Here is a 19178-nt window from a genome sequence, read left to right as displayed (position 1 = left end):
TCGGCGCGCAACGAATGGGGAGGCAGGAACGACGGTGGCGGAACGGAGCACGGCTGCCGTCGACGTGGCAGACAGCGGCGATGAGCCGCTGACCGCACAGGCGGACCAGTCCACGGCCGACGGGGAGGCCCAGAACCGGGAGCGGGACACGGAAAACAACGAGGCACAGGGGAGTGGCGGGACCGGGCGTCCCGAAAAGGCCTCACCGCCCGAGCTGCACAGCGGCCACAAGCTCGCCAGGCGCTACCGGCTGGAGGAGTGCGTCACCCGTCTGGACGGGTTCAGCAGCTGGCGTGCGGTCGACGAGAAACTCCGTCGCGCCGTCGGCGTGCACATTCTGCCCGCGGACCACTCACGAGCCCGTTCCGTCCTGGCCGCCGCCCGCTCGTCCGCGCTGCTCGGCGACCCGCGCTTCGTCCAGGTGCTGGACGCCGTCGAGGAGAACGACGTCGTCTACGTCGTCCACGAGTGGCTGCCCGACGCCACCGAGCTGACCGCGCTCCTGGCCCCCGGGCCGCTGGAGCCGCACGACGCCTACCAGATGGTCAGCCAGATCGCCGCGGCCATGGCGGCGGCGCACCGCGAGGGCCTGGCGCATCTGCGCCTGAACCCCAACGCGGTCCTGCGCACCTCCAGCGGCCAGTGGCGCATCCGCGGCCTCGCCGTGAACGCGGCGCTGCGCGGCATCACCTCCGACACCCCGCAGCGCACGGACACCGAGGCCATCGGCGCCCTGCTGTACGCGGGACTCACCCAGCGCTGGCCGTACGAGAACGACGCCTATGGCCTGTCCGGGTTGCCCAAGGACGTCGGCCTGATCGCCCCCGACCAGGTGCGCGCGGGCGTCCACCGCGGGCTGTCCGAACTGTCGATGCGCGCCCTGGTCAACGACGGCGCGACCGCCTCCCGCCACGAGTCCGCGTGCACCACGCCGGAGGAACTGGTGAAGGCGATCGGCGAGATGCCCCGCATCCGCCCGCCGGAGCCGGCGTTCACCGCGCCGCCCGAGTACCAGCGCACGACGTACCAGCAGGGCACGTACGGCCGTCCGGCGCCGCACCCGGGCGTCACGCAGCCGCTGGCGGCCCCTCCGCCGCCGCTGCAGAGCCGCACCGGCCGGGCCCTGAAGTGGGCCGTCTCCGCGCTGCTGATCGCCGCGCTGGGCCTCGGCAGCTGGCAGCTCGCGGACGCCCTCATGGATCAGGGCAACCAGTCCGACGACACCAACCAGACCCAGACCACGGACGACAACGACAAGGGCGCCGAAAAGATCAAGGCGCCCAAGACGCTCGCCGTCAAGGGTGCCCAGGAGTACGTGGCCGGGGGCGACGCCCAGCATCCCGACGACGTCGGCCTGACGTATGACACGAGCGCCACGACCGGCTGGCGGACCAACAGCTACAACGACGGTCCGGAAATAGTGATCAAGCCCGGTGTCGGCATCGTCTACGACCTCGGTTCCGAGCAGGAGGTGTCGGCCGCGGCCCTCGCCTTCCGCTACGGCGGCAACCACACCACCATCAAGCTGTACGCCACCGACTCGCTGGGCTCGTCCACGCCGCTGAGTGCCATGAAGAAGCTGGGCGAGGTGACGACAAGCGGAACCTCGGCGAAGGTGAGCGTCGGCAAGCCGGTCAAGAGCCGCTACGTGCTGGTGTGGATGACCGCGATGCCGTACTCCGGCGCCGACGCCGCCAACTACAGTCAGCCCGGCTACAAGCAGGCCATCACCAACGTGCAGTTCACCGGCTGACAAGGCACCGCATCCCAGGGGAGGGGGTCCGATGGCAGATGACACCGCATACGGCGACACCAGCGATCAGGACCTCCTCGCCCGTCACGTGGACGGCGACCCCGACGCGTTCGGCGAGATCGTAAGACGCCACCGGGACCGGCTGTGGGCCGTGGCCCTGCGGACGCTCGGGGACCGCGAGGAGGCCGCTGACGCCGTCCAGGACGCCTTGGTCTCCGCCTACCGGGCCGCCCACACCTTCCGCGGCCAGTCGGCCGTCACGACCTGGCTGCACCGCATCACGGTGAACGCCTGCCTCGACCGTGCCCGCAAGGCCGCCTCCCGCAAGACCTCACCGGTCGACGACACCGAGCGCCTGGAGCAGCTCCTGGAGCCGCACGAGTCCGCCGCGGCGCCCGCGGAGCGCAACGACGTCCACCGCCAGCTCCTGGAAGCCCTCGGCACCCTACCCCCCGACCAGCGAGCCGCCCTCGTCCTGGTGGACATGCAGGGCTACCCGGTCGCCGAGGCCGCCCACGTGCTCGACGTCCCGACCGGCACGGTGAAGAGCCGCTGCGCCCGCGGCAGAGCCAAACTCCTCCCCCTCCTCGCCCATCTGCGGCCGGAGAAAAACGGTGACGGCAGAGAACCGGGCCAGGAACGGAACCGGATGCAGGAGACATCCGTCCCACCCGCAGCGGAACCTCATGACAGAGGCCCCCGCGAGACAGGTCCAGGCGATTCAGCTGCTGTGAAGGGCGGAGGTGGGCGAGCATGACATCGACAGACACGGCCGGGCACCCGGATGTCGCGGAGATCTCCGACCTCACCGAGGGCCTCCTCCCCCCGTCGCGGACCGCCGACGTACGACGGCATCTGGACGCATGCGAGCTCTGCGCCGACATCCACGCCTCCCTGGAGGAGATCCGCGGGCTGCTCGGTTCGATCCCGGGACCGCCGCGCATGCCCGACGACGTCGCCGGTCGTATCGACGCCGCCCTGGCCGCCGAAGCCCTCCTCAACTCCACAGCGCCCGAGCCCGCGGACCCGCCCGTGCCCACCGTGTCGCATGTTTCACGTGAAACATCGGTGTCGGCAGACCGCCCCGCCGGCCACGCGCGTACGTCCAGCACCGGCCCCGGGCGCAAGGACCGCTCCCGCGGCGGGCGCCGCAGGATCGCCGTTCTCGGCACGGTGTTCACCGTCGCCGCCCTGGGGTTGGGTTCCGTGTTGCTGTCGTCCCTCGACGACGGGCGGCCGTCCGAGCCGACCACACAGGCCGGTGCCTTCTCCGGGAAGAAGGTCGAGACCGAGGTCTCCGCGCTTCTGTCACACAGTTCCGGCGACACGTCCCGCCCGCCCCGCAGTTTCGGCACGAACAACGTCCCCGAGAACAGTCTCAAGAACAGGACCCTCCCTCAGGTTCCCCCTTGCGTCTTGCAGGGCATCGGCCGGGAAGACGAAGCGCTGGCCGCCAAGGAGGGCACCTACGCGGGCGAGCCGGCGTATCTCGTGGTGATGCTCAATCCGAAGAACGACGACCGCGTCGATGCCTACGTGGTCGATGCGGCCTGCGAGACCGATTCCTCGTCCTCGGCGGAGGTTCTGCTGACGCAGTCCTACGCGCGTCCCACAGGCTGACGCTTCGTCTCCACCCAGCGTGGTATCTCGTACGGTGGCGCCTCTCCGTGTGCCCGGCCACACCGGGAATGCGCGCCCCTTAGGATCCGTTGGGTGGGGTGAGAGTCCTGAGAGGGGCTCCCACCGGTCGTACTGACGCAGTCCAGAGACGAGGAACCAAGCCGTGAGCGACGTCCGAAACGTGATCATCATCGGCTCCGGGCCCGCCGGCTACACGGCGGCGCTCTACACCGCGCGCGCGTCGCTGAAGCCGCTGGTGTTCGAGGGCGCCGTCACCGCAGGTGGTGCGCTGATGAACACCACCGAGGTGGAGAACTTCCCTGGCTTCCAGGACGGCATCATGGGCCCCGAGCTCATGGACAACATGCGGGCCCAGGCCGAGCGCTTCGGTGCCGAGCTCATCCCGGACGATGTCGTCAGCGTCGACCTGACCGGTGACATCAAGACCGTCACCGACACCGCGGGCACGGTCCACAAGGCGAAGGCCGTCATCGTCACCACCGGCTCGCAGCACCGCAAGCTCGGCCTGCCCAACGAGGACGCTCTCTCCGGCCGTGGCGTCTCCTGGTGTGCCACCTGTGACGGCTTCTTCTTCAAGGATCAGGACATCGCCGTGATCGGCGGCGGTGACACCGCGATGGAGGAGGCCACCTTCCTCTCGCGCTTCGCCAAGTCCGTGACCATCGTCCATCGCCGGGACACCCTGCGCGCCTCCAAGGCGATGCAGGAGCGCGCCTTCGCCGACCCGAAGATCAAGTTCGTGTGGGACAGCGAGGTCGCCGAGATCCAGGGTGACCCGAAGCTGGCCGGGCTGAAGCTGCGCAACCTCAAGACCGGCGAGCTCTCGGACCTCGCGGTGACCGGGCTGTTCATCGCGATCGGCCACGACCCGCGCACCGAACTCTTCAAGGGCCAGCTGGAGCTGGACGAGGAGGGCTACCTGAAGGTGGAAGCCCCCTCCACGCGGACCAACCTGACGGGTGTCTTCGCCGCCGGCGACGTCGTCGACCACACCTACCGCCAGGCGATCACCGCGGCCGGCACCGGCTGCTCCGCCGCACTCGACGCCGAGCGGTTCCTCGCCGCCCTCGCGGACGGGGAGCCGGCCGAGCCCGAGAAGACCGCTGTCTGACCCCCCTCCCACCCCACCCCCGCACAACCCAGTTAAGGAGCCCGCCGTGGCCGGCACCCTGAAGAACGTGACCGACGACACCTTCGAGCAGGACGTCCTCAAGAGCGACAAGCCCGTCCTGGTGGACTTCTGGGCCGCCTGGTGCGGTCCGTGCCGTCAGATCGCTCCGTCCCTCGAGGCGATCGCCGCCGAGTACGGCGACAAGATCGAGGTCGTCAAGCTCAACATCGACGAGAACCCGGGTACGGCCGCCAAGTACGGCGTCATGTCTATCCCGACCCTGAACGTCTACCAGGGTGGCGAGGTCGCCAAGACCATCGTCGGCGCGAAGCCGAAGGCCGCGATCGTCCGCGACCTCGAGGACTTCATCGCCGAGTGACGCTCCCCGCAGAAGGGGAGTGGCGTTCCCGGCGAAGAGCCGAGTGACGTTTCACGTGAAACATGAAGGGGCCGATCCAGCAGGGTCGGCCCCTTCTCGTTCAGAGCGGCCGCAGCGCCGGCTCCTTCTGCACGGCTCCCAACAGCCGGTCCAGTGCCATCTCCACGTCTTCCTTCCAGGAGAGGGTCGTCCGCAGCTCCAGCCTCAGACGTGGATGCACAGGGTGCGGGCGGACCGTCTTGAAGCCGACAGACAGAAGGTGATCGGCGGGCAGCAGACAGGCCGGTTCCTTCCAGCGGGCGTCCCCGAACGCCTCGATCGCCTTGAAGCCCCGGCGCAGCAGATCCTTGGCCACCGTCTGGACCATCACTCTGCCCAGTCCCTGTCCCTGATAGCCGGGCATGATGAACGCCGTCATCAACTGCACGGCATCGGGTGAGACCGGGCTTGTGGGAAACGCCGTCGACCGGGGGACATAGGCCGGGGGCGCGTAGAGAACGAAGCCCACCGGCACCTCGTCGATGTACACGACCCGTCCGCACGATCCCCAGTCCAGCAGAACCGCGGAGATCCAGGCTTCCTTCTCCAGGTCGGCCGTGCCCCCCTTTACCGCGGCTTCGCCGCTGACTGGGTCCAACTCCCAGAAGACGCACGAGCGACAGCGCTGGGGAACGTCCTGAAGGTTGTCCAGCGTGAGCGGTACGAGCCGACGCCCCATGAAGGCTGTTCCTCGCTTCCCTCGCCCGCGGCATCACGGGCGGCAGTCAGAGCGTTCCGTTCCCGAAGCAGGCTGCCGACGAAGCCGCCGACCGCGCCCAGCCCCAGGCCCGCGCTCACCAGTCCACCGCGGCTCACCGTTCGCATGACACCTGTCCTCCCCTGAAGGTGCTGCTGGGTGGTTGCGCCATACCCCCAATGCATCGTATCCACGATGGGATTCCCTCGACACCGCACGAAAGCAAAGAGCGGGCTGTGTCCGGTACCCACCGGACACAGCCCGCTCCGTCGACCACCGAGGCACCACTCCTCGCCCGGCCGAAGGCTCAGTCCTCGGACTCCTCGGCGTCGCCGTCCAGGAGGCTCTTCTGCAGGACGGGTCCCTCGCCGGGGGCGAGCGTGCTGAGGATGCGCTCGAGGTCCTCCATGGAGGCGAACTCGACCGTGATCTTGCCCTTCTTCTGCCCCAGGTCGACCTTCACCCGGGTCTCGAAGCGGTCCGAGAGACGGCCTGCCAGGTCGGTCAGCGCCGGGGAGACCCGAGTGCCGGCCCGCGGCCCCTTGGCGCGCTGCGGGGTCTGGGGACGCGATCCCATCAGGGTCACGATCTCCTCGACGGCGCGTACCGAGAGGCCCTCGGCGACGATCCGGTGAGCCAGGCGGTCCTGCTCCTCAGAGTCCTCGACGGAGAGCAGCGCCCGCGCGTGGCCGGCGGACAGGACTCCGGCCGCCACACGACGCTGGACAGCCGGGGAGAGCCTCAGCAGACGCAGGGTGTTGGAGACCTGCGGGCGGGAACGGCCGATGCGGTCCGCCAGCTGGTCGTGCGTGCAGTTGAAGTCCCTGAGCAACTGGTCGTAGGCGGCGGCCTCTTCCAACGGGTTCAGCTGAGCCCGGTGCAGGTTCTCCAGGAGGGCGTCCAGGAGGAGCTTGTCGTCCTCCGTGGCCCGCACGATCGCGGGGATCGCTTCCAGGCCCGCCTCGCGGCTGGCCCGCCAACGCCGCTCACCCATGATGAGCTCGTAGCGTCCAGGACCGGCCTGTCGTACGACGACCGGCTGGAGGAGACCGACCTCCTTGATGGAGGTGACGAGTTCCTGGAGGGCGTCCTCGTCGAAGACCTCACGCGGCTGGCGCGGGTTCGGCGTGATGGAGTCCAGGGGCAGCTCGGCGAAGTGGGCACCGACAGGGGCCGTAAACGGCTCCGCGGCACCGTTCAGCGACGGGTCCTCGGTTTCATGTGAAACAGGCGGCAGCGTGGCCACCTTCGCCGCGGCCACTCCGCGGTCGGTCGTCAGTACCGGTACGGCACTCGGGGACGCGGAGCCCGCGCCTCCCACCGCGGCCGGGACCGGCGTCTTCTCTGTCGGGGCAGCAGGGATCAGTGCGCCGAGCCCACGGCCCAAACCCCTCCGTCGCTCACTCACTGAATGCCCTCCACCATGCTCGGGTTGCTCTGGTTGCCGATATGGGCCTGCGTCGGGTCATAGGCGACGCCCACGCCCTTCAGCGCGATTTCTCGTGCCGCCTCAAGGTAGGAGAGGGCACCGCTCGATCCTGGATCGTAGGTCAGCACCGTCTGCCCATAGCTCGGTGCCTCGGAGATACGGACCGAGCGGGGAATGCTCGTCCGCAGCACCTCGTCGCCGAAGTGGGTGCGCACCTCGTCCGCGACCTGGGACGCGAGCCGCGTCCGGCCGTCGTACATGGTGAGCAGGATCGTCGAGACATGCAGGGTGGGGTTGAGGTGCCCCCGCACCAGATCGACGTTGCGCAGCAGCTGCCCCAGGCCCTCCAGCGCGTAGTACTCGCACTGGATCGGGATGAGGACCTCGGCACCGGCCACCAGGGCGTTGACCGTCAGCAGCCCCAGCGAGGGCGGGCAGTCGATCAGGATGTAGTCCAGCGGGTGGTCGTAGGACTGGATCGCCCGCTGAAGCCGACTCTCACGTGCCACCAGGGACACCAGCTCGATCTCCGCGCCGGCAAGGTCGATCGTGGCGGGAGCGCAGAAGAGGCCCTCTACGTCCGGGACGGGCTGGACGACTTCGGCCAGCGGCCTGCTGTCGATCAGCACGTCGTAGATGGACGGCACCTCAGCGTGGTGGTCGATACCCAGGGCCGTGGATGCGTTGCCCTGTGGGTCGAGGTCGATCACGAGGACCCGGCCACCGTGCACCGCCAGCGAAGCAGCGAGGTTGACCGTTGTCGTCGTTTTCCCTACGCCACCCTTCTGGTTGGCGACCACGATGACACGGGTCTGCTCGGGTCGCGGCAGGCCCTCGCCGGCACGGCCCAGAGCCTCTACTGCCAGCTGGGCAGCACGACCGATGGGAGTGTCGTCCATCGGGGGCGGTGTTTCACGTGAAACATCCTCCCCCATCGATTCGGTACGGGGACCGGGGACCGGATCGGTCATCGGTCCCGCGATGTTGGCGTCGGACCGCAACGATTCACTCTCCTCGACTTCAGGCTCGCAATGAACAGAGCCTCCCATGTCTTCGGGGTCGTGAACCAGTGAGGCCTGGGGTTCTGTGGAGAAATCCACCTCTGTGGACAACTCCGGCACCTCTCCGAGTGATCCGAGAGGCTTTCGGTCACGAGGTTCGGCCGCGGCGCGACCACGGCTGATGATGCCGTGCAGCAGGGAGCGACGTTTCACGTGAAACACGATGCACAGCACGAGCGGCCGAACTGTCGCGACACTCCGGCATGGGTAGGTTTGGCAGCTTGTGTGGAGTACGTCTCTTCGTCAGGACGGATCAACGACGCCGACCGCGGTGCCGACCGCGGCGCCAGCCCCGGCCCCCCGCACGGCCCGGATCAGCAGCCCCCGATCACAGACCCCGACACCGCCCCCGGACCGCCTTCGGACCACCCCCGACGGAACTACCCCCGCCGCCTACGAGCCCGCCCCGTACGTGCCGCCTTCGCCCGCTTCGCGGCGAAGCGCACACCGCCGGGGCTCTCGCCGACCTCGACCCGCACCACCGTGGACAAGGGATCCACGACCCCCTGACCGACGTGCAGGACCGAGGTCTCGACGGCACCCAGCTTGCTCAGGGCCGTACCCGCCGCCTTGAGCTCCTCCTCGGCCGTGTCGCCCTTGAGGGCGAGCATCTCGCCGTAGGGACGCAGCAGCGGAACACCCCAGGTCGCCAGGCGGTCCAGCGGGGCCACGGCCCGCGCCGTCACCACATGCACCGGCGGCAGCTTGCCCATGACCTCCTCGGCCCGGCCGCGCATGACCGTGACATGGTCGAGGCCCAGCAGTTCCACGACCTCGGTCAGGAAGGTCGTGCGCCGCAGCAGCGGCTCCAGCAGCGTGATCTTCAGGTCCTCCCGGACGAGCGCCAGCGGAATGCCGGGCAGACCGGCCCCCGAGCCCACGTCACACACCGTCACGCCCTCGGGAACGACCTCCGAGAGCACCGCGCAGTTCAGCAGGTGCCGCTCCCACAGCCGGGGTACCTCCCGCGGGCCGATCAGACCACGCTGCACGCCCGCCTGGGCGAGCAGCTCGGCGTATCGGACCGCATCCGCGAAGCGATCGCCAAACACCTCGCGCGCCTGTTCGGGCGCGGGGGGAAGCTCCGCTGCCTCCGTCACGGGGACCGTCCTTCCGTACCGCGATGGGCGCACCGTGCGCCCGTCGCCACAACCACCAGAACTATCAGGCTGACAAAGGTCGGCCCCGTCTGCGCTACAGACGGGGCCGGAGGAACGTACGGACCGATCAGGCGGGAAGCACGACGACGAAGCGCTGCGGCTCCTCGCCCTCGGACTCGCTGCGCAGACCGGCGGCCTTGATCGCGTCGTGCACGACCTTGCGCTCGAACGGCGACATCGGCTTCATCTTGACGGGCTCGCCGGTGCTCTTGACCTCGGCGGCGGTCTTGGCGCCCAGCTCGGAGAGCTCGGCACGCTTCTTGGCGCGGTAGCCCGCGATGTCCAGCATCAGCCGGCTGCGGTCCCCGGTCTCCCGGTGCACGGCCAGGCGCGTGAGCTCCTGGAGCGCCTCCAGCACCTCGCCGTCCCGGCCGACCAGCTTCTGAAGGTCGCGGCTGCCGGCATCGCTGATGATCGACACAGCGGCGCGGTCGGCCTCGACGTCCATGTCGATGTCGCCGTCGAGGTCGGCGATGTCGAGCAGACCCTCGAGGTAGTCCGCCGCGATCTCGCCTTCCTGCTCCAGGCGGGACAGGGTGTCTACACCCTCGGCAGCGGCGGAGGTGGTGCCTTCCGTCACGGGATGGACTCCTTCTTACTTCTTGGACGGGGACTTGGGCCGCTGCGGACCCTTGCGCTGTCCGGACTGGGCCTTGCTGCGGGTGCTGCCGCCGGGCTGCTTCTTGGCGGGAGCGGCGGCGGGCTTGGCGTCCTCGGGCTGGTCGGTCTTCTCCAGCGAGGTCGGCTCACCGGCCGCCTTCGGGGCGGCCGAGCCGGTCCCGGACTGACGACGGGACTTGGACTGCCGCTTCGGCTGCTGGCGCTTGGGAGTGCCGGCGGCCGTCGTCGGCGTACCGTCCTCGGTCTGGGCGACGACCTGGGTGTCGCTCTTCACCACGGTGCCGTCGGGCTGGGCCGCGAGGCCCGCCTTGTTCAGGCCGTTGATGAACTTGCGCTCGAACTCGTTGCGGTCGCGGCCCTTGGCGACGATGGCCTTGACGATGGCCTTCTCACCACGTCCACGGGTCTTGCCATGGTGCGTGACGTGCTTGTACAGGCGCTCCAGGTACGCGGCCTGGGCCTTGGAACCCGGGGTCGGGTTGTTGCGGATGACGTACATCTGCTGGCCCATGGTCCACACGTTGGTGGTCAGCCAGTAGACGAGGACACCGACGGGGAAGTTGATGCCGAAGACGGCGAACATGACGGGGAAGACGTACATCAGCATCTTCTGCTGCTGCATGAACGGCGTCTTCACCGTGGTGTCGACGTTCTTCGTCATCAGCTGGCGCTGCGTGTAGAACTGCGACGCCGACATCATGACGATCATGACCGCGGTGACGATGCGGACCGTGGTCAGCGAGGCGTCGAGCGCGGCGACGTCCGAGGAGCTGTCGGTGAACTTCGCGGCCAGCGGGGCACCGAAGATGTGCGCCTTCTGCGCGCTGTCCAGCAGGCTCTGGTTGATCGAGCCGATGGTGTCGTTGTTCGCGATGGCGTTGAGCACGTGGTACAGCGCGAAGAAGAACGGCGACTGCGCCAGGATGGGAAGGCACGAGGAGAGCGGGTTGGTACCCGTCTCCTTGTACAGCTTCATCATCTCTTCGGACTGGCGCTGCTTGTCGTTCTTGTAGCGCTCCTGGATCTTCTTCATCTCGGGCTGCAGCGTCTGCATGGCCCGGGTCGCCTTGATCTGCTTCACGAACAGCGGGATCAGGCAGATACGGATCAGGATCACCAGGGACACGATCGACAGGCCCCAGGCCCACCCGGTGTCAGGGCCGAAGATGGCGCCGTACACCTTGTGGAACTGGACGATGACCCAGGAGACAGGTGTCGTGATGAAGCTGAAGAGGCTGGCAATCGTGTCCACTAATCATGCTCCTTGGGCATGGGACGGTGTCTCTGCGGCCGGGCTCGAAGGCGTCTGTCCTTCAAGGGCCGTTTCGGCGGCGGAGGGCCCGCCCCTGCGTGCACGCCAGGCGTTACGCAGCATTTCGTGCCACCGCGGGCGCTTGCGGGGCGGAACATGGTCCACACCGCCCAGCGACCACGGATTGCACCGCAGAATGCGCCAGGCGGTGAGCGCCGTGCCCTTGATCGCACCGTGCCGGTCGATGGCCGTGTAGCCGTAGTGGGAGCACGACGGGTAGTACTTGCAGACAGGCCCCAGCAGCGGACTGATCGTCCACTGGTACAGCTTGATCAGAGCCAGCAGCGGGTACTTCATCGCGCGCCCCCTCCCAGCAACCGCTCGATGGCGGCATCCAGGTCTCGGGCCAGCTGTGCATGGTCGGCGTCACCCGCACCGGGCAGCGCTCGTACGACTACCAGGCTACCGGGGGGAAACAGGTCGACCCGGTCACGCATCAGGTGGCGAAGCCTGCGCTTCACCTTGTTGCGTACCACCGCGCCGCCCACGGCTTTGCTCACGACGAAACCCGCACGCGTCGGGGGAGCGCTCTCCCCAGGCGCGTGCGGGTCCGTGGCACCGCTACGAAGGTGGACGACGAGGGACGGGCGTCCGGCCCGGCGCCCTCGTCGTACCGCGGTCGCGAAGTCCTCGCGCCGCCTCAGCCGGTTCTCGGTGGGCAGCACGATGGCATGACCTGACCGGAATCAGGCGGACAGGCTGGCGCGACCCTTGGCACGGCGGTTCGCGAGAATCGCGCGACCGGCACGGGTACGCATCCGCAGACGGAAGCCGTGGGTCTTGGCGCGACGACGGTTGTTCGGCTGGAAGGTGCGCTTGCTCACTCGGGGGCTCCAGAAATCAATCGGTGGTGGCGGGTGCCGTCCTGGCTGTCACCGTGCGCCCACGAGTAGCTCTCGTTACGCCCGAGTGCACCGCTTCCCGATCACCTCACGCGATCTTGGCCCATCGGAGGCAGGCGGCAGCAGCCATCGACAACTCGACCTGGTTACGGTACGCGCGGCTACGCCATCCGGTCAAACCAGCGGCCACCGGGAGACACTATCCACAGGCTGGGGACAACAACTTGAACCGTACCCGTCGCCCTGACTACCGTGGCTGAACTCCGATTCGTTCCCATGTATCTGCCCCACCCCGGTTGAACCCCGACTCGTCCCACAACCACACGTTCGTGGGACCCCGTGAGAGAGCGTGCCCTGTGGCTGACGTACCTGCCGATCTTGCCGCAGTGTGGCCACGAGTACTCGAGCAGCTCCTCGACGGGGGGCGCGGGCAGGGGGTGGAGACCAAGGACGAGCACTGGATCCGCCGCTGCCAGCCCCTCGCCCTGGTGGCCGACACCGCCCTGCTCGCCGTACCGAACGAATTCGCGAAGGGCGTGCTCGAAGGCCGCCTCGCCCCTGTCGTCAGCGAGACCCTGAGCCGTGAGTGCGGCCGACCGATCCGGATCGCGATCACCGTCGACGACTCCGCCGGCGAGCCCTCGCCACCCCCGGCCGCCCGCCCCCCGTCGCGCTACGAGGAGCCCGAGCTCCCCGCCGGCCAGTACGACGGCCAGCCGGACAGGCAGCCTGACCGACAGCCCGACCGGCAGTACGACAACGGCCCGTACGAGCCCCCGGCCGACCGGAAGTACGACGGCTACGGCCGCCACCGCGCCGACGACAACCGGCCCGGCCGCGCCGAACAGAACGACCAGCTGCCCACCGCGCGCCCCGCTTATCCGAGCGAGTACCAGCGCCCGGAACCCGGCGCCTGGCCGCGCCCGCAGCAGGACGAGTACAGCTGGCAGCAGCCGCGCCTCGGCTTCCCCGAGCGGGACCCGTACGCGACGCCGCCCTCGCAGGACGCGTACGGGCAGGACTCCTACACCTCGCCGTCGCAGGACTACCGCCCCCAGCCGATGGACCGCTCGCCCTACGACGGCCAGCGCGACTACGACCAGCAGCGGCACTCCTACGACGACCAGCGGCCGGACTACGACAAGCCGCGCCCCGCCTCCGACTACGACCAGTCCGGCCCGCGCCGCGACCTGCCCGAGCCGCCCTCCGGCGGCGGCCACGTGCACCGCGGCGGCCCGGCGGTGCCCCCCTCCAGCGGCGCCCCGAGCCCGCTGGCGGCGAAGCCGGCGCCCGCGACGGGTCCCGGTGAGCCGACCGCGCGGCTGAACCCGAAGTACCTCTTCGACACCTTCGTCATCGGCGCCTCCAACCGGTTCGCGCACGCGGCCGCGGTGGCGGTCGCCGAGGCGCCGGCGAAGGCGTACAACCCCCTGTTCATCTACGGGGAGTCCGGGCTCGGCAAGACGCACCTGCTGCACGCGATCGGGCACTACGCGCGCAGCCTGTACCCCGGCACGCGCGTGCGCTACGTGAGCTCGGAGGAGTTCACCAACGAGTTCATCAACTCCATCCGCGACGGCAAGGGCGACAGCTTCCGCAAGCGCTACCGCGAGATGGACATCCTGCTCGTCGACGACATCCAGTTCCTCGCGGACAAGGAGTCGACGCAGGAGGAGTTCTTCCACACCTTCAACACGCTCCACAACGCCAACAAGCAGATCGTGCTCTCCAGCGACCGGCCGCCCAAGCAGCTGGTGACGCTGGAGGACCGGCTCCGGAACCGTTTCGAGTGGGGCCTGATCACCGACGTCCAGCCGCCCGAGCTGGAGACCCGGATCGCGATCCTGCGCAAGAAGGCGGTGCAGGAGCAGCTCAACGCCCCGCCGGAGGTGCTGGAGTTCATCGCCTCGCGGATCTCGCGCAACATCCGTGAGCTGGAGGGCGCGCTGATCCGGGTGACGGCCTTCGCCTCGCTGAACCGGCAGCCGGTGGACCTGGGCCTGACGGAGATCGTCCTCAAGGACCTCATCCCCGGCGGTGACGACGGGGCGCCCGAGATCACCTCGACGGCCATCATGAGCGCGACCGCGGACTACTTCGGCCTCACCGTCGAGGACCTGTGCGGCACCTCCCGCGGCCGCGCGCTGGTGACCGCCCGCCAGATCGCCATGTACCTGTGCCGGGAGCTCACGGACCTCTCGCTGCCGAAGATCGGCGCGCTGTTCGGCGGCCGCGACCACACCACGGTCATGCACGCGGACCGCAAGATCCGCAATCTGATGGCCGAGCGGCGCTCCATCTACAACCAGGTCACGGAGCTCACGAACCGCATCAAGAACGGCTGAGCACGCCGCTCGTACGTCGCTGAGGGCGCCCCGGGACGAGGTCCCGAGGGCGCCTTCCGCATGGTCCGGGGACGTCCGCGCTTCACGACGCCGTAGCCGACTGTTCGAATACCTGCGGGGTTACGGCCTCCCTCCACAGATTTGGTGACTTTCTCCCGTCCACACCCTGGGGACCGGAAAGTTGTCCAGACTGTGTCCACAGGTGCTCCTGGTGAAAGACCATCAGGGCTGGTCACCTGGCTGTGGATTGGTGGACGAAGGATCTCCACAGGCTGTGGACAAAGAAATGATCCACAGGCTGTGCACGGAGTTTTCCACCGGCAACCCACAGGCTGAGGCCCGTTGTCCCCAGCGATCACCAGTTTCTCCACACCGTTGTCCACTGTTCGGCAACGCGACGCGCCTGCTCACCGGGTCGAGTGAAAGGCGTCACACGAAGGTGCCGAGGAGCCCTGTGGGAAACAGGGCGAAAGCTGGGGACGGCGCTGGGGAGAACTCGCCTCAACCTGTGTACGGAGTGTGCAGAACTTTTTGTTCTCCACAGACGGGCCCGGTTGTCCACCGGTGTCGCCCACAGGGTCGGTGGATAAAATTTGCCACCTGACCTGGGAAAACGCGGTTATCCACCGTATCCACAGCCCCTACTACTACTCCCAACTAGAGAGAGCTGGGAATCCGTTTAGAAGGGGGTCCTGTGCACAACTCGCTGTCCGGCGCCCTGCTGCCCCTCGTCACGACTTGACCCCGAGCGGCACCTACTGTCAGTGGGGTGCGTCAGACTGTTCCCCGGTGTCCTTCCCCTCACTCGGGCTGACGACACCGAGACAGACGACGAGGGCCAGGCAGAGCGAAGCGCCGGCAACAGCAGGAGGCGGCAACAGTGAAGATCCGGGTGGAACGCGACGTACTCGCGGAGGCAGTGGCCTGGGCGGCACGCAGCCTCCCGGCCCGTCCGCCGGCGCCTGTCCTCGCCGGCCTTCTGCTGAAGGCCGAGGACGGCCAGCTGAGCCTGTCCAGCTTCGACTACGAGGTCTCGGCGCGGGTCGGCGTCGAGGCGGAGATCGAGGAGGAGGGCACCGTCCTGGTGTCGGGCCGTCTCCTCGCCGACATCTGCCGTGCGCTGCCCAACCGGCCGGTGGAGATTTCCACAGACGGTGTACGGGCGACCGTGGTCTGCGGGTCCTCCCGCTTCACCCTCCACACCCTGCCTGTGGAGGAGTACCCGGCGCTGCCGCAGATGCCCACCGCGACCGGCACCGTCCCCGGTGAGGTCTTCGCCGCCGCCGCCGCCCAGGTCGCCATCGCGGCCGGCCGTGACGACACGCTGCCCGTGCTGACCGGTGTGCGCATCGAGATCGAGGGCGACACCGTCACGCTGGCCTCCACCGACCGCTACCGCTTCGCGGTCCGCGAGTTCCTGTGGAAGCCGGAGAACCCGGAGGCGTCCGCGGTGGCCCTGGTGCCCGCCAAGACGCTCCTGGACACCGCCAAGGCGCTCACGAGCGGCGACAGCGTCATCCTGGCCCTGTCCGGCTCGGGCGCGGGCGAGGGCCTGATCGGTTTCGAGGGCGCGGGCCGCCGCACGACCACGCGTCTGCTCGAAGGCGACCTGCCGAAGTACCGCTCGCTGTTCCCGACGGAGTTCAACTCCGTGGCCGTGATCGAGACCGCCCCCTTCGTGGAGGCCGTCAAGCGTGTGGCCCTGGTCGCCGAGCGCAACACCCCGGTGCGGCTGAGCTTCGAGCAGGGTGTGCTGATCCTGGAGGCCGGTTCCAGCGACGACGCACAGGCTGTGGAGAGGGTCGACGCCCAGCTCGAGGGCGACGACGTCTCGATCGCCTTCAACCCGACCTTCCTGCTGGACGGCCTGAGCGCCATCGACTCCCCGGTCGCGCAGCTGTCCTTCACGACGTCCACGAAGCCCGCGCTGCTCAGCGGCAAGCCCGCGCTGGACGCCGAGGCGGACGACGCGTACAAGTACCTGATCATGCCGGTGCGGCTGAGCGGCTGAGCCCGCGGCGCTGTCCACAGGCCGGTGGACAAGTGATCCCGGCCTGTGGGGAAACCCGCAGGTCGGGGCGTACGTCTGAGCGCGTATGCCCACAGGTGTGCGTGAGCGTCCGGGTTTAGGCTCGGACGTAGGTACGAAGGTGCCACTCACGCCACAGCAACCTAAGGAACCACTGATGGAGCTCGGTCTCGTCGGCCTCGGCAAGATGGGCGGCAACATGCGCGAGCGGATCCGCCGCGCAGGCCACACCGTGATCGGATACGACCGCAACCCGGACCTCGCCGATGTCCACAGCCTGGAAGAGCTGGTGGGCAAGCTCAAGGGCCCGCGCGTGGTCTGGGTGATGGTCCCCGCCGGTGCCCCCACCCAGGCGACGGTCGACGAGCTGGCCGAGCTGCTGGAGCCGGGTGACGTCGTCGTGGACGGCGGCAACTCCCGCTGGACGGACGACGAGAAGCACGCCGAGGAGCTCGCGGCCAAGGGCATCGGGTTCGTGGACTGCGGTGTCTCCGGCGGCGTCTGGGGCCTGGAGAACGGCTACGCGCTGATGTACGGCGGCGACGCGGAGAACGTCGCCAAGGTGCAGCCGGTCTTCGACGCCCTCAAGCCCGAGGGCGAGTTCGGCTCGGTGCACGCCGGCAAGGTGGGCGCGGGCCACTTCGCGAAGATGGTCCACAACGGCATCGAGTACGCGATGATGCAGGCCTACGCCGAGGGCTGGGAGCTGCTGGAGAAGGTCGACTCGGTGACCGACGTCCGGGAGGTCTTCCGCTCCTGGCAGGAGGGCACCGTCATCCGGTCCTGGCTGCTGGACCTCGCGGTCAACGCCCTCGACGAGGACGAGCACCTGGACAAGCTGCGCGGTTACGCACAGGACTCCGGCGAGGGCCGCTGGACCGTGGAGGCCGCCATCGACAACGCGGTGCCGCTGCCGGCGATCACCGCCTCCCTGTTCGCGCGGTTCGCGTCCCGTCAGGACGACTCGCCGCAGATGAAGATGATCGCGGCGCTGCGCAACCAGTTCGGCGGCCACGCGGTCGAGAAGAAGTAATCCACAGGGCTGTGCACCACAGCCCACGAGCCGGGGGAGGTCGGCGCCCGACCATGCACGTCACGCATCTGTCGCTGGCCGACTTCCGCTCCTACGCCCGGGTTGAAGTCCCGCTCGACCCGGGCGTCACGGCGTTCGTCGGCCCCAACGGGCAGGGCAAGACGAACCTGGTCGAGGCCGTCGGCTATCTCGCCACCCTCGGCAGCCACCGGGTCGCCTCCGACGCCCCCCTGGTCCGCATGGGCGCCGACCGCGCGGTGATCCGGGCGCAGGTCCGGCAGGGCGAGCGGCAGCAGCTGGTCGAGCTGGAGCTGAACCCGGGCAAGTCCAACCGCGCCCGCATCAACAGGTCCTCGCAGGTCAGACCGCGTGACGTGCTCGGCATCGTACGGACCGTGCTGTTCGCCCCGGAGGACCTCGCACTGGTGAAGGGCGACCCCGGTGAGCGGCGGCGTTTCCTCGACGAGCTGATCACCGCGCGCTCCCCGCGCATGGCCGGGGTGCGCTCGGACTACGAGCGGGTTCTCAAGCAGCGCAACACCCTGCTGAAGTCGGCCGCGCTGGCCCGGCGGCACGGCGGACGCTCGATGGACCTGTCCACCCTGGACGTCTGGGACCAGCACCTCGCGCGCGCGGGCGCCGAGCTGCTCGCCCAGCGCCTGGACCTGATCGCCGCGATCCAGCCGCTGGCCGACAAGGCGTACGAGCAACTCGCTCCCGGCGGCGGCCCGATCGCCCTGGAGTACAAGCCGTCGGCGCCCGGCGAGGCGCACACGCGCGAGGATCTCCATGAGCAGTTGATGGAGGCGCTGGCTCAGGCCCGCAAGCAGGAGATCGAGCGGGGCGTCACCCTCGTGGGCCCGCATCGGGACGATCTGCTGTTCAAACTCGGTCAGCTGCCCGCCAAGGGGTACGCCTCGCACGGCGAGTCCTGGTCGTACGCGCTGGCGCTGCGGCTGGCCTCCTACGACCTGCTGCGGGCGGAGGGCAACGAGCCGGTGCTGGTCCTCGACGACGTCTTCGCCGAGCTGGACACCCGGCGGCGCGAGCGGCTGGCGGAGCTGGTGGCGCCCGGCGAGCAGGTGCTGGTGACGGCCGCGGTCGACGACGACGTACCGCATCTGCTGGCGGGGGCGCGGTACTCCGTGGCCGACGGGGAGGTGGAGCGCGCATGACGACCGAGGAGCCCGCTGCCGGCAAGGAGCCGTCCGGGGTCGACCTCGCGCGCGTGGCGCTCAGGGCGGCCAAGGAGGCCGCACGCGCGCGTGGGGACGCGGCGCAGCAGAAGAAGCAGGCGCGGCGCGGCGGCCTGCGCTCCGGCGCGCGCGCGGACGGGCGCGACCCGATGGCGCTGGGCCCGGCGATCAACCGGCTGATCAGCGAGCGGGGCTGGGAGGCGCCGGCGGCGGTGGGCGGTGTGATGGGGCGCTGGCCGGAGATCGTCGGCGACGACCTGGCCAAGCACTGTGTGCCGCAGAAGTACGACGAGGACGAGCGGGTGCTGGTCGTGCAGTGCGACTCCACGGCGTGGGCGACCCAGCTGCGTCACCTCGCGCCCGCGCTGGTCGCGCGCCTCAACGAGGACCTGGGACACGGCACCGTGCGGATGATCAAAGTGCTCAACCCCGGCGGCCCCCCGCGGCGCTACGGGCCGCTGCGCGCCCCGGGCAGCACGGGCCCTGGGGACACCTACGGGTGACCCGGGAACCACCAGGTGACAGACATC

Annotated in this window: 19 protein-coding genes; 10 read left to right on the top strand and 9 right to left on the bottom strand. The window is 69.1% G+C overall.

What is annotated here, in order from left to right; translation table 11 throughout:
- Positions 1 to 34 precede the first annotated feature (34 nt).
- The 5 genes from ACH41F_RS21105 (at position 35) to trxA (ending at position 4884) form a co-directional block, all read left to right on the top strand.
- Positions 35 to 1753: a protein kinase family protein gene (locus ACH41F_RS21105; protein ID WP_398836905.1), complete on the top strand. Its 1719-nt coding sequence runs from the start codon at positions 35 to 37 to the stop codon at positions 1751 to 1753.
- A gap of 31 nt (positions 1754 to 1784) precedes the next feature.
- Complete coding sequence (sigM, locus tag ACH41F_RS21100; protein ID WP_391233477.1) at positions 1785 to 2510, top strand: RNA polymerase sigma factor SigM; 726 nt, start codon at positions 1785 to 1787, stop codon at positions 2508 to 2510.
- Positions 2507 to 3373 carry an anti-sigma factor family protein gene (locus ACH41F_RS21095; RefSeq protein WP_398836903.1) on the top strand — a complete coding sequence of 289 codons (867 nt, stop codon included), beginning with the start codon at positions 2507 to 2509 and terminating at the stop codon, positions 3371 to 3373. Before sigM ends, ACH41F_RS21095 begins: the two co-directional genes overlap by 4 nt.
- 163 nt (positions 3374 to 3536) lie before the next feature.
- Positions 3537 to 4505, top strand: coding sequence for a thioredoxin-disulfide reductase (trxB, locus tag ACH41F_RS21090; protein WP_391233475.1), 969 nt, complete (start codon positions 3537 to 3539; stop codon positions 4503 to 4505).
- Positions 4506 to 4551: 46 nt separating this feature from the next.
- Positions 4552 to 4884: a thioredoxin gene (trxA, locus tag ACH41F_RS21085; protein WP_391233474.1), complete on the top strand. Its 333-nt coding sequence runs from the start codon at positions 4552 to 4554 to the stop codon at positions 4882 to 4884.
- Between the two features lie 100 nt (positions 4885 to 4984).
- Here trxA and ACH41F_RS21080 read toward each other — a convergent pair whose 3' ends face one another.
- The 9 genes from ACH41F_RS21080 to rpmH all read right to left on the bottom strand — a co-directional run bounded on the left by ACH41F_RS21080 (position 4985) and on the right by rpmH (position 12027).
- A complete protein-coding gene (locus tag ACH41F_RS21080; RefSeq protein WP_391233472.1) occupies positions 4985 to 5602 on the bottom strand; it encodes a GNAT family N-acetyltransferase in 618 nt (205 codons plus the stop codon).
- A gap of 325 nt (positions 5603 to 5927) precedes the next feature.
- On the bottom strand, positions 5928 to 7028 hold the full coding sequence (locus ACH41F_RS21075; protein ID WP_391233471.1) for a ParB/RepB/Spo0J family partition protein: 1101 nt from the start codon (positions 7026 to 7028) through the stop codon (positions 5928 to 5930).
- Positions 7025 to 8098, bottom strand: a complete 1074-nt coding sequence (locus tag ACH41F_RS21070; RefSeq protein ID WP_391233663.1) for an AAA family ATPase — start codon at positions 8096 to 8098, stop codon at positions 7025 to 7027. Before ACH41F_RS21070 ends, ACH41F_RS21075 begins: the two co-directional genes overlap by 4 nt.
- A gap of 392 nt (positions 8099 to 8490) precedes the next feature.
- Positions 8491 to 9210 carry a 16S rRNA (guanine(527)-N(7))-methyltransferase RsmG gene (rsmG, locus tag ACH41F_RS21065; RefSeq protein WP_398836900.1) on the bottom strand — a complete coding sequence of 240 codons (720 nt, stop codon included), beginning with the start codon at positions 9208 to 9210 and terminating at the stop codon, positions 8491 to 8493.
- 127 nt (positions 9211 to 9337) lie between these two features.
- A complete protein-coding gene (locus tag ACH41F_RS21060) occupies positions 9338 to 9850 on the bottom strand; it encodes a R3H domain-containing nucleic acid-binding protein (RefSeq protein ID WP_391233469.1) in 513 nt (170 codons plus the stop codon).
- Between the two features lie 15 nt (positions 9851 to 9865).
- Positions 9866 to 11143 (bottom strand): membrane protein insertase YidC, encoded by a 1278-nt coding sequence (yidC, locus tag ACH41F_RS21055; RefSeq protein WP_398836899.1) that lies wholly within the window; start codon positions 11141 to 11143, stop codon positions 9866 to 9868.
- 3 nt (positions 11144 to 11146) lie between these two features.
- Positions 11147 to 11500 carry a membrane protein insertion efficiency factor YidD gene (gene yidD, locus ACH41F_RS21050; RefSeq protein WP_391233467.1) on the bottom strand — a complete coding sequence of 118 codons (354 nt, stop codon included), beginning with the start codon at positions 11498 to 11500 and terminating at the stop codon, positions 11147 to 11149.
- On the bottom strand, positions 11497 to 11868 hold the full coding sequence (gene rnpA, locus ACH41F_RS21045) for a ribonuclease P protein component (protein ID WP_391233466.1): 372 nt from the start codon (positions 11866 to 11868) through the stop codon (positions 11497 to 11499). Before rnpA ends, yidD begins: the two co-directional genes overlap by 4 nt.
- A gap of 21 nt (positions 11869 to 11889) precedes the next feature.
- Complete coding sequence (gene rpmH / locus ACH41F_RS21040) at positions 11890 to 12027, bottom strand: 50S ribosomal protein L34 (RefSeq protein WP_015659252.1); 138 nt, start codon at positions 12025 to 12027, stop codon at positions 11890 to 11892.
- A gap of 374 nt (positions 12028 to 12401) precedes the next feature.
- Here rpmH and dnaA point away from each other — a divergent pair, with 374 nt between their 5' ends.
- The 5 genes from dnaA (at position 12402) to ACH41F_RS21015 (ending at position 19151) form a co-directional block, all read left to right on the top strand.
- Positions 12402 to 14390 carry a chromosomal replication initiator protein DnaA gene (gene dnaA / locus ACH41F_RS21035; RefSeq protein ID WP_398836896.1) on the top strand — a complete coding sequence of 663 codons (1989 nt, stop codon included), beginning with the start codon at positions 12402 to 12404 and terminating at the stop codon, positions 14388 to 14390.
- Positions 14391 to 15270: 880 nt separating this feature from the next.
- Positions 15271 to 16401 carry a DNA polymerase III subunit beta gene (dnaN, locus tag ACH41F_RS21030; RefSeq protein WP_391233463.1) on the top strand — a complete coding sequence of 377 codons (1131 nt, stop codon included), beginning with the start codon at positions 15271 to 15273 and terminating at the stop codon, positions 16399 to 16401.
- Positions 16402 to 16576: 175 nt separating this feature from the next.
- Positions 16577 to 17452 carry a phosphogluconate dehydrogenase (NAD(+)-dependent, decarboxylating) gene (gene gnd, locus ACH41F_RS21025; protein WP_391233461.1) on the top strand — a complete coding sequence of 292 codons (876 nt, stop codon included), beginning with the start codon at positions 16577 to 16579 and terminating at the stop codon, positions 17450 to 17452.
- Between the two features lie 53 nt (positions 17453 to 17505).
- Complete coding sequence (gene recF, locus ACH41F_RS21020) at positions 17506 to 18627, top strand: DNA replication/repair protein RecF (protein ID WP_398836894.1); 1122 nt, start codon at positions 17506 to 17508, stop codon at positions 18625 to 18627.
- A complete protein-coding gene (locus tag ACH41F_RS21015) occupies positions 18624 to 19151 on the top strand; it encodes a DciA family protein (protein ID WP_391233459.1) in 528 nt (175 codons plus the stop codon). Before recF ends, ACH41F_RS21015 begins: the two co-directional genes overlap by 4 nt.
- The last annotated feature ends 27 nt before the right edge of the window (positions 19152 to 19178 follow it).

The organism is Streptomyces sp. NPDC020489, from assembly GCF_044386545.1.
Taxonomy (GTDB): domain Bacteria; phylum Actinomycetota; class Actinomycetes; order Streptomycetales; family Streptomycetaceae; genus Streptomyces.
This window is presented reverse-complemented; position numbering and strand designations above follow the sequence as displayed.